Annotated in this window: 7 protein-coding genes and 1 pseudogene; all 8 read right to left on the bottom strand. The window is 70.2% G+C overall.

Annotated elements, in window-relative coordinates:
* Positions 1-75: 75 nt before the first annotated feature.
* Positions 76-897, bottom strand: a complete 822-nt coding sequence (locus I5E_RS01650; RefSeq protein ID WP_022905462.1) for a PP2C family protein-serine/threonine phosphatase — start codon at positions 895-897, stop codon at positions 76-78.
* A 3-nt stretch (positions 898-900) separates the two neighbouring features.
* Complete coding sequence (locus I5E_RS22445) at positions 901-1,797, bottom strand: FHA domain-containing protein (protein WP_022905461.1); 897 nt, start codon at positions 1,795-1,797, stop codon at positions 901-903.
* Between the two features lie 54 nt (positions 1,798-1,851).
* On the bottom strand, positions 1,852-2,409 hold the full coding sequence (locus I5E_RS01640) for a hypothetical protein (protein ID WP_148286822.1): 558 nt from the start codon (positions 2,407-2,409) through the stop codon (positions 1,852-1,854).
* A 110-nt stretch (positions 2,410-2,519) separates the two neighbouring features.
* Complete coding sequence (locus I5E_RS01635) at positions 2,520-3,284, bottom strand: YaaA family protein (protein ID WP_042723477.1); 765 nt, start codon at positions 3,282-3,284, stop codon at positions 2,520-2,522.
* A gap of 5 nt (positions 3,285-3,289) precedes the next feature.
* A complete protein-coding gene (locus tag I5E_RS01630; protein WP_022905458.1) occupies positions 3,290-3,553 on the bottom strand; it encodes a F0F1 ATP synthase subunit epsilon in 264 nt (87 codons plus the stop codon).
* A 1-nt stretch (position 3,554) separates the two neighbouring features.
* Positions 3,555-5,009 (bottom strand): F0F1 ATP synthase subunit beta, encoded by a 1,455-nt coding sequence (gene atpD / locus I5E_RS01625; protein ID WP_022905457.1) that lies wholly within the window; start codon positions 5,007-5,009, stop codon positions 3,555-3,557.
* 47 nt (positions 5,010-5,056) lie between these two features.
* Positions 5,057-5,959, bottom strand: coding sequence for a F0F1 ATP synthase subunit gamma (locus I5E_RS01620; protein ID WP_022905456.1), 903 nt, complete (start codon positions 5,957-5,959; stop codon positions 5,057-5,059).
* Positions 5,960-6,839: pseudogene (locus tag I5E_RS01615) on the bottom strand (F0F1 ATP synthase subunit alpha); the annotation flags it as partial.

The following is a 6,839-nucleotide window of genomic DNA, read 5'->3' as shown; positions in this document are numbered from 1 at the left end:
ACGAACCGTGGGTGACCGACATTCCGCACTCCGCGCACGGCCGCTGGCCACCCGCCCCCCCAGTTCGGGGGGCACTCAGTGTCGGGGCAACGTGTCCTCGACGTCGCCGTCGTCGGGGGCCGCGTCCACCTGCAGCACGACGACGGTGACGTTGTCACGACCGCCCGCGACGACCGCGTCGCCGACGAGTCGTTCGGCGAGGTCCTGTGCCGCCGGCACGCGTGCAGCGATCCGGGCGATGCCCGCGTCGCCGAGCTCCTTGGTGAGCCCGTCCGAGCAGACGATGTACCGGTCCCCCGCACGGAGCGGCAGGGTCCACCAGTCCGGCTCCGGCGGCTCGCCGAAGCCCACGGCCCGGGTGATGACGTTGCTGTCCGGGTGGCGTTCGGCGTCCTCGGCGCGGAGCAGACCGGCGTCGACCATCTCCTGGACGACCGAGTGGTCGACGGTGACGCGTCGGAGCACCCCGCCCTCGATGCGGTAGGTGCGCGAGTCGCCGACGTTGAAGACCAGCGCGGCGGGCTGTCCCTGGGCCGCGACGAGCGCGATGCCGGTCACGGTCGTCCCGGCGCCGATGGCGTTGCCGCCGGCGGCCCGCTCGATGTCGGCGGTGGCGAGCAGGAGCGCTCGCTGGATCGACTGCCGCGTCGTGAACGGGCTCTCCGTCGCCTGTTCGAGCCGACGGACCACGGCATCGCTCGCACGGTCGCCGGCGAGGTGGCCGCCCATGCCGTCGGCGACCACGAAGAAGGGGGCGCCGACGATGTAGCTGTCCTCGTTGTGGTCACGACGTCGACCGACGTCGGTCGCCGCTCCCCACGAGAGCGTCAGGGTGGCGCCGTCGGCACCGGGGACGTCGATGGCGTGCGCAGTCGCTGCTCGGCCGAGTTCGGTCACGTTTCAGGATCGCTCTCTGGGGGTTCGGGGCGTGCCGGCGGGTGGGTCGGTCGGCCACGTGGGAAGGGGTGGGAGGTCCCTCGACGACGGTGCGACCCGCAGGTGTGGCGAGAGGACCTCGATCACGTTGCCGTCACCGATCTCGACAACCGTACCCGTCAGCACGACGTTCGACGCACCCGACGGCATCCGGAACGGTGCCGAGCCGGCGGGCCGGACGACGGTGCCGTTGGTGGAGCGGAGGTCGTCGACCACGGCCGCCTCGCCCTCGGCGTGCAGGAGCACGTGTGAGGACGACACCTGGCCGCTCGGCGACGGGACGGACACCAGTTCCGGCGTCGGGCCGCGCAGGATCCGCGGCAGCGCGGGCCGTCGGCCCACGATCACCGGGTGGTCGAGTCGGATGACGCGGCCGCCGATCCGCACGGACGGCACCCTGGTCGAGGGTCCGGGACGCTCGGACGGGAGGCGCGGGTCGCCCTGGGCGGGCACGCCGGCTTGGTCGCCCGGTTGCGTCCGGCCGCCCACCACGGTGTCGTCGACCGCGTCGTCCGCCGGGCGCGGCGCCCGACCGGGTCGCACCAGGGTGTCGTCGGCCTGGTCCGTCCGCGCTGCGTCGGACGCTCCCGGCGCGGCGGGCACCGACCGCACCGCACGGATCACCGTGTCGTCGACGTCATCGGACGACGGCGGCGAGGCGTTCGTGCCCGGGATCGGCGGCACCGGGCGGATCACCGTGTCCCCGAACGGATCGTGCGCCGGGTCCGGCACGCTCGGCACGCCCGGGAGGGGCGGGACCGGACGGATCACCGTGTCCCCGAGTGCATCGTCGAGGCGATCGACGGAGTGCTCCGTACGGGGTCGACGGACGACGGTGTCGTCGATGTCGTCGTCGCGCACCCGAGCCCTCCAAGCGTGGTCGAGACAACCGTAGACGATCCTGTCCGCCGTCCGTCATCCGCGGTCCCACGCGGGCCCGCTCCGTGCCCGCACCGACCGGAGCACGAGTGCCGCCAGGGGGTCGTCCGCCCGGGTGTCGAGCGCGTGCTGCGCACGGGTCTGTGCCCGAGCGGTCGACCCGAGCGCCCAGGAGCACCACGCCGCCACCGCCAACGCCCCGGCGGCACCGGCGGCCGAGTCGGCACCGGCGTCGTCGGCGCGCCAGAGCCGCCACGCGTCGGCGCACCGGTCTCCGGCGGTCCGGAGTCGACCGCTCTCCGGAGCGGGCCCGAACCCGCGGAGCGCCGGTGGCGTCAGGTCGTGGAAGGGGTCGAACGGCCGTGCCGCGCGCGGGTCGACCGGGGACCGTTCGGCCAGGAACCGGATCACCCCGAGCCGGGTCGACAGGGCGGCGCAGGCCGTGACGATCGCGATGGACCCGGCGCGTGACGTCGGCGTGTCCGGCGGCGCGACGAGCGCCGCGCAGGCGGCGGGGAGGGTGACGGCGGCCGCGATCTCGCGCGGGTAGCGCACTGCGGCATCGGGACGGCTTCGTGTCGTGACGGGGATCATGCACGTCATCGAAACGCATGCCGCGCCTCCAGGCCCCGTGATCGGGAGCACCTGTGGAACGGGAACCGCCCCACCCGTGCTGTGGAGGACGAGTGGGGCGGCGTGGCGGATCAGACCGTCGCGGGTTCGAGGCTCTCGGCGACGAGGTCCCAGGCGCCGTCGTGGCGCTCGAAGACGACCCCGTGCGCGGCGGCCCAGTCGAGCAGGTCGCCCGACGTCGCGATCGCCGCGCCCGACCGGGCGAGGAGTGCGACGAGCCGTCCCTTGGCGGTCTTGTTCCAGTGGTTCAGGGCCTTGCGGCGGCCGGACGCGTCCACGCTCACCACACGCGGGACCACGGCACCGGCAACGGGACCGAGCTGGCGGTACCCCTCGGACCGCAGGTCGAGCACGAGACCGTCGGCCGTGTGCTCCGCCAGCGCCCGAGCGGCCGGCTCCGGCCAGAGCGACGCGAGCCGCACGGAACCGAGCCGCGAGTCGTGCGACAGGCGGTAGGCAGGGACGAGGTCACCGCCCCGGATCGGGCCGAACATGGCGGACTGCACCACGACGTGGTCGAACCACCACGTCCGGGTCGCCAGGTCGGCGTCGAGCGCGCCGAGCGGGTCGTAGAGCACGCCCGTGTACCGGTCGATCGCCGCCATCGTGCCCGAGGTCTCGAGTTCGAGGTTGCGCACGCGCTCCCCGATCGACTTCGGGCCGAGCTTGAGGGCCGTCCGGGCAGAGGACTCCTCGGAACTGACGGAACGGGCCGCGGTGATCACCGCGGCCCGTTCAGCAGCCAGCTCCGGGAACGAGAGCGCACGCAGGTCGAGCGTGTGCTCCGTGTCCCCACCCTCCCGCTTCGTCTCCGAAGGCGGGAGGAGGACGGTCAGTCCGGTCAGGACGCCAGCGCGGCCTGCCGCGCCACGATCGTGACCGTGTCGTGCTCGACCGACAGGAAGCCGTCCTCGGCGTCCGCCGCCACCGTCGAGCCGTCGGCTCGGGTGATGCGGACCTGTCCCTGCGCGAGGGTCGCGAGCAGCGGCTCGTGTCCCGCGAGGATACCGATCTGGCCTTCCGTCGTGCGTGCCACGACCATGGTGGCGTCGCCTGACCAGACCTCACGGTCGGCCGAGACGACGCTCACGGTGAGTGCCGCCATGTCAGCGGTTCTCCTTCTGGATCTGCGCCCACTTCTCTTCGACGTCGTTGATGCCACCGACGTTGAAGAAGGCCTGCACGGCCACGTGGTCGAACTCGCCGTCGGCGATGGCACGGAAGGACTCGATGGTGTCCTTCAGCGGAACGGTCGAACCCTCGACGCCCGTGAACTTCTTCGCCATGTACGTGTTCTGCGAGAGGAACTGCTGGATCCGACGAGCGCGCTCGACCGTGATCTTGTCCTCTTCGGAGAGCTCGTCGACACCGAGGATGGCGATGATCTCCTGCAGTTCCTTGTTCTTCTGGAGGATCTGCTTGACGCGCGTGGCCGTCTCGTAGTGGTCGGCACCCAGGTACCGGGGGTCCATGATCCGCGAGGTCGACGTCAGCGGGTCGATCGCCGGGTAGAGACCCTGCGAAGCGATCTCACGCGACAGCTCGGTCGTGGCGTCCAGGTGCGCGAACGTGGTGGCCGGCGCCGGGTCGGTGTAGTCGTCGGCCGGGACGTAGATCGCCTGCAGCGAGGTGATCGAGTGACCACGCGTCGAGGTGATGCGCTCCTGGAGCACACCCATCTCGTCGGCGAGGTTCGGCTGGTAGCCCACCGCGGACGGCATGCGGCCGAGCAGCGTGGAGACCTCGGAGCCGGCCTGCGTGAAGCGGAAGATGTTGTCGATGAAGAGGAGCACGTCCTGCTTCTGGACATCGCGGAAGTACTCCGCCATCGTCAGCGCCGACAGGGCCACGCGCAGACGCGTTCCCGGCGGCTCGTCCATCTGGCCGAACACGAGGGCGGTCTTGTCGAAGACGCCCGCCTCTTCCATCTCGCCGATGAGGTCGTTGCCCTCACGGGTGCGCTCGCCGACACCGGCGAACACCGACACACCACCGTGGTCCTGCGCGACGCGCTGGATCATCTCCTGGATGAGGACCGTCTTGCCGACGCCCGCACCACCGAAGAGGCCGATCTTGCCACCCTGCACGTACGGGGTGAGGAGGTCGATCGACTTGATGCCGGTCTCGAACATGGAGGTCTTCGACTCGAGCTGGTCGAAGGCCGGGGCCTTGCGGTGGATCGGCCAGCGCTCGGTGATCTCGAGCTTCTCGTCGGTGTTGAGCACGTTGCCCAGCACGTCGAAGACCTTGCCCTTGGTGACGTCGCCGACGGGGACCGAGATCGGAGCGCCCGAGTCACGGACCTCCTGGCCACGGACCAGACCGTCGGTCGGCTTCAGGGAGATGGCGCGGACGAGGTCGTCGCCGAGGTGCTGCGCGACCTCGAGGCCGATCTCCTGCGACGAGTCACCGATGGTGATGGTCGTGAACAGGAGGTTGTACATCTCGGGGATGGCGTCGTGCGGGAACTCGATGTCGACGACGGGGCCCGTGACACGGGCGATCCGGCCGACACCGGGCGCCGACGACGTCTCGACCGCGGTGGTTGCGGTGTCGGTCATGGCTGGTGCCTTCCTGAGGGTGGGTAACTGTCCGCGAACGACGCGGACTACTTCTTCTTCGACGAGAGGGCGTCGGCGCCGCCGACGATCTCGGAGATCTGCTGGGTGATCTCGGCCTGTCGGGCGTTGTTCGCGAGACGCGTGAAGTCGCGGATGAGCGAGTCGGCGTTGTCGCTCGCCGCCTTCATCGCCTTCTGCCGGGCGGCGTGCTCGGAGGCAGCCGACTGGAGCATGGCGTTGAAGATGCGGCTCTCGATGTAGACCGGCAGCAGCGCGTCGAGCACCGCGTCGGCGTCCGGCTCGAACTCGTAGAGCGGGAGCGGCTCGTCGTTCGACGGGGCCTCGACCCCCTCGACGACCTCGAGCGGGAGCAGCCGGACGACCTGCGGCTCCTGCGTGGCGAGGCTCAGGAAGCGGTTGAAGACGATGTGGATCTCGTCCACGCCGCCCTCGGCCGTGTCCTGCAGGAACTTCGCCACGACGGCGTCGCCGATCGACTTCGCGGTCGAGAACTCCGGCTGGTCGGTGTTGCCGACCCACTGCTGCTCGGACGAACGCTCACGGAACGCGAAGTACCCGACGGCCTTGCGGCCGACCAGGTAGAACACGACGTCCTTGCCCTCGCTGCGGAGCAGGGAGGCGAGCTCCTCGCCCTGCTTGAGGACGTTCGTGCTGAACGCGCCGTTCAGACCGCGGTCCGACGTGAACAGCACGACGGCTGCGCGCGTCGACGACTCCGGCTCGGAGGTCAGCACGTGGTCGACGTTCGAGAACGTCGCCACGGCCGACACCGCACGCGTCACGGCCCGCGAGTACGGACCCGACGCAGCCATGCGGGCCTGCGCCTTCTGGATCCGCGACGCCGAGATCAGTTCCATCGCGCGAGTGACCTTCTTCGTGGTCTTCGCGGACTTGATTCGCTGGCGGTAGACCCGGACCTGCGCTGCCATCTAGCGACGACCCTTGACGATCTGCTCCTGGTCGACGTCCTCGGCCGAAGCGGCCTCGAACTGCTCGGACCCGAGCGTCTTGCCGTCGCTCGTCTGGAAGCTCTTGGAGAACTCGTCGATCTGCTTCGTCATCTCGGCGACGGTGTCGTCGCTGAGCTGGTTCGTCTCACGCAGGGTGGTTAGCACGTCCGAGTTGCGGCGCAGGTGGTCGAGCAGCTCCGACTCGAAGCGCAGGACGTCGGCCACGGGGACCTCGTCGAGCTTGCCGTTCGTGCCGGCCCAGATCGAGACGACCTGCTCCTCGACCGGGTACGGCGAGTACTGCGGCTGCTTGAGGAGCTCGGTCAGACGGGCACCGCGCTCCAGCTGGCGACGCGACGCCTGGTCGAGGTCGGACGCGAACATCGCGAACGCCTCGAGCGAGCGGTACTGCGCCAGCTCGAGCTTGAGCGTGCCGGAGACCTTCTTGATCGACTTGACCTGCGCGTCACCACCGACGCGCGACACCGAGATGCCCACGTCGACGGCCGGACGCTGGTTCGCGTTGAACAGGTCCGACTGCAGGAAGATCTGGCCGTCGGTGATGGAGATCACGTTGGTCGGGATGTACGCCGAGACGTCGTTCGCCTTGGTCTCGATGATCGGGAGACCCGTCATCGAACCGGCGCCGAGCTCGTCGGACAGCTTCGCGCAACGCTCCAGCAGACGGGAGTGCAGGTAGAAGACGTCACCCGGGTAGGCCTCGCGGCCCGGCGGACGACGCAGGAGGAGCGACACGGCACGGTAGGCCTCGGCCTGCTTCGACAGGTCGTCGAAGATGATCAGGACGTGCTTGCCCTGGTACATCCAGTGCTGACCGATGGCCGAGCCGGTGTACGGG

This window comes from Curtobacterium sp. B18 (genome assembly GCF_000333375.1).
Taxonomy (GTDB): Bacteria; Actinomycetota; Actinomycetes; order Actinomycetales; family Microbacteriaceae; genus Curtobacterium.
The sequence above is the reverse complement of the archived record's forward strand: the minus strand, read 5'-3'. Positions and strand labels throughout refer to the sequence as shown.

Bases quoted from the DNA above. Each gene is read 5' to 3' on its own strand.
- atpD (WP_022905457.1), bottom strand. From the start codon at position 5,009: ATGACCGACACCGCAACCACCGCGGTCGAGACGTCGTCGGCGCCCGGT.
- I5E_RS01630 (WP_022905458.1), bottom strand. From the start codon at position 3,553: ATGGCGGCACTCACCGTGAGCGTCGTCTCGGCCGACCGTGAGGTCTGG.
- I5E_RS01620 (WP_022905456.1), bottom strand. From the start codon at position 5,959: ATGGCAGCGCAGGTCCGGGTCTACCGCCAGCGAATCAAGTCCGCGAAG.
- I5E_RS01640 (WP_148286822.1), bottom strand. From the start codon at position 2,409: ATGATCCCCGTCACGACACGAAGCCGTCCCGATGCCGCAGTGCGCTAC.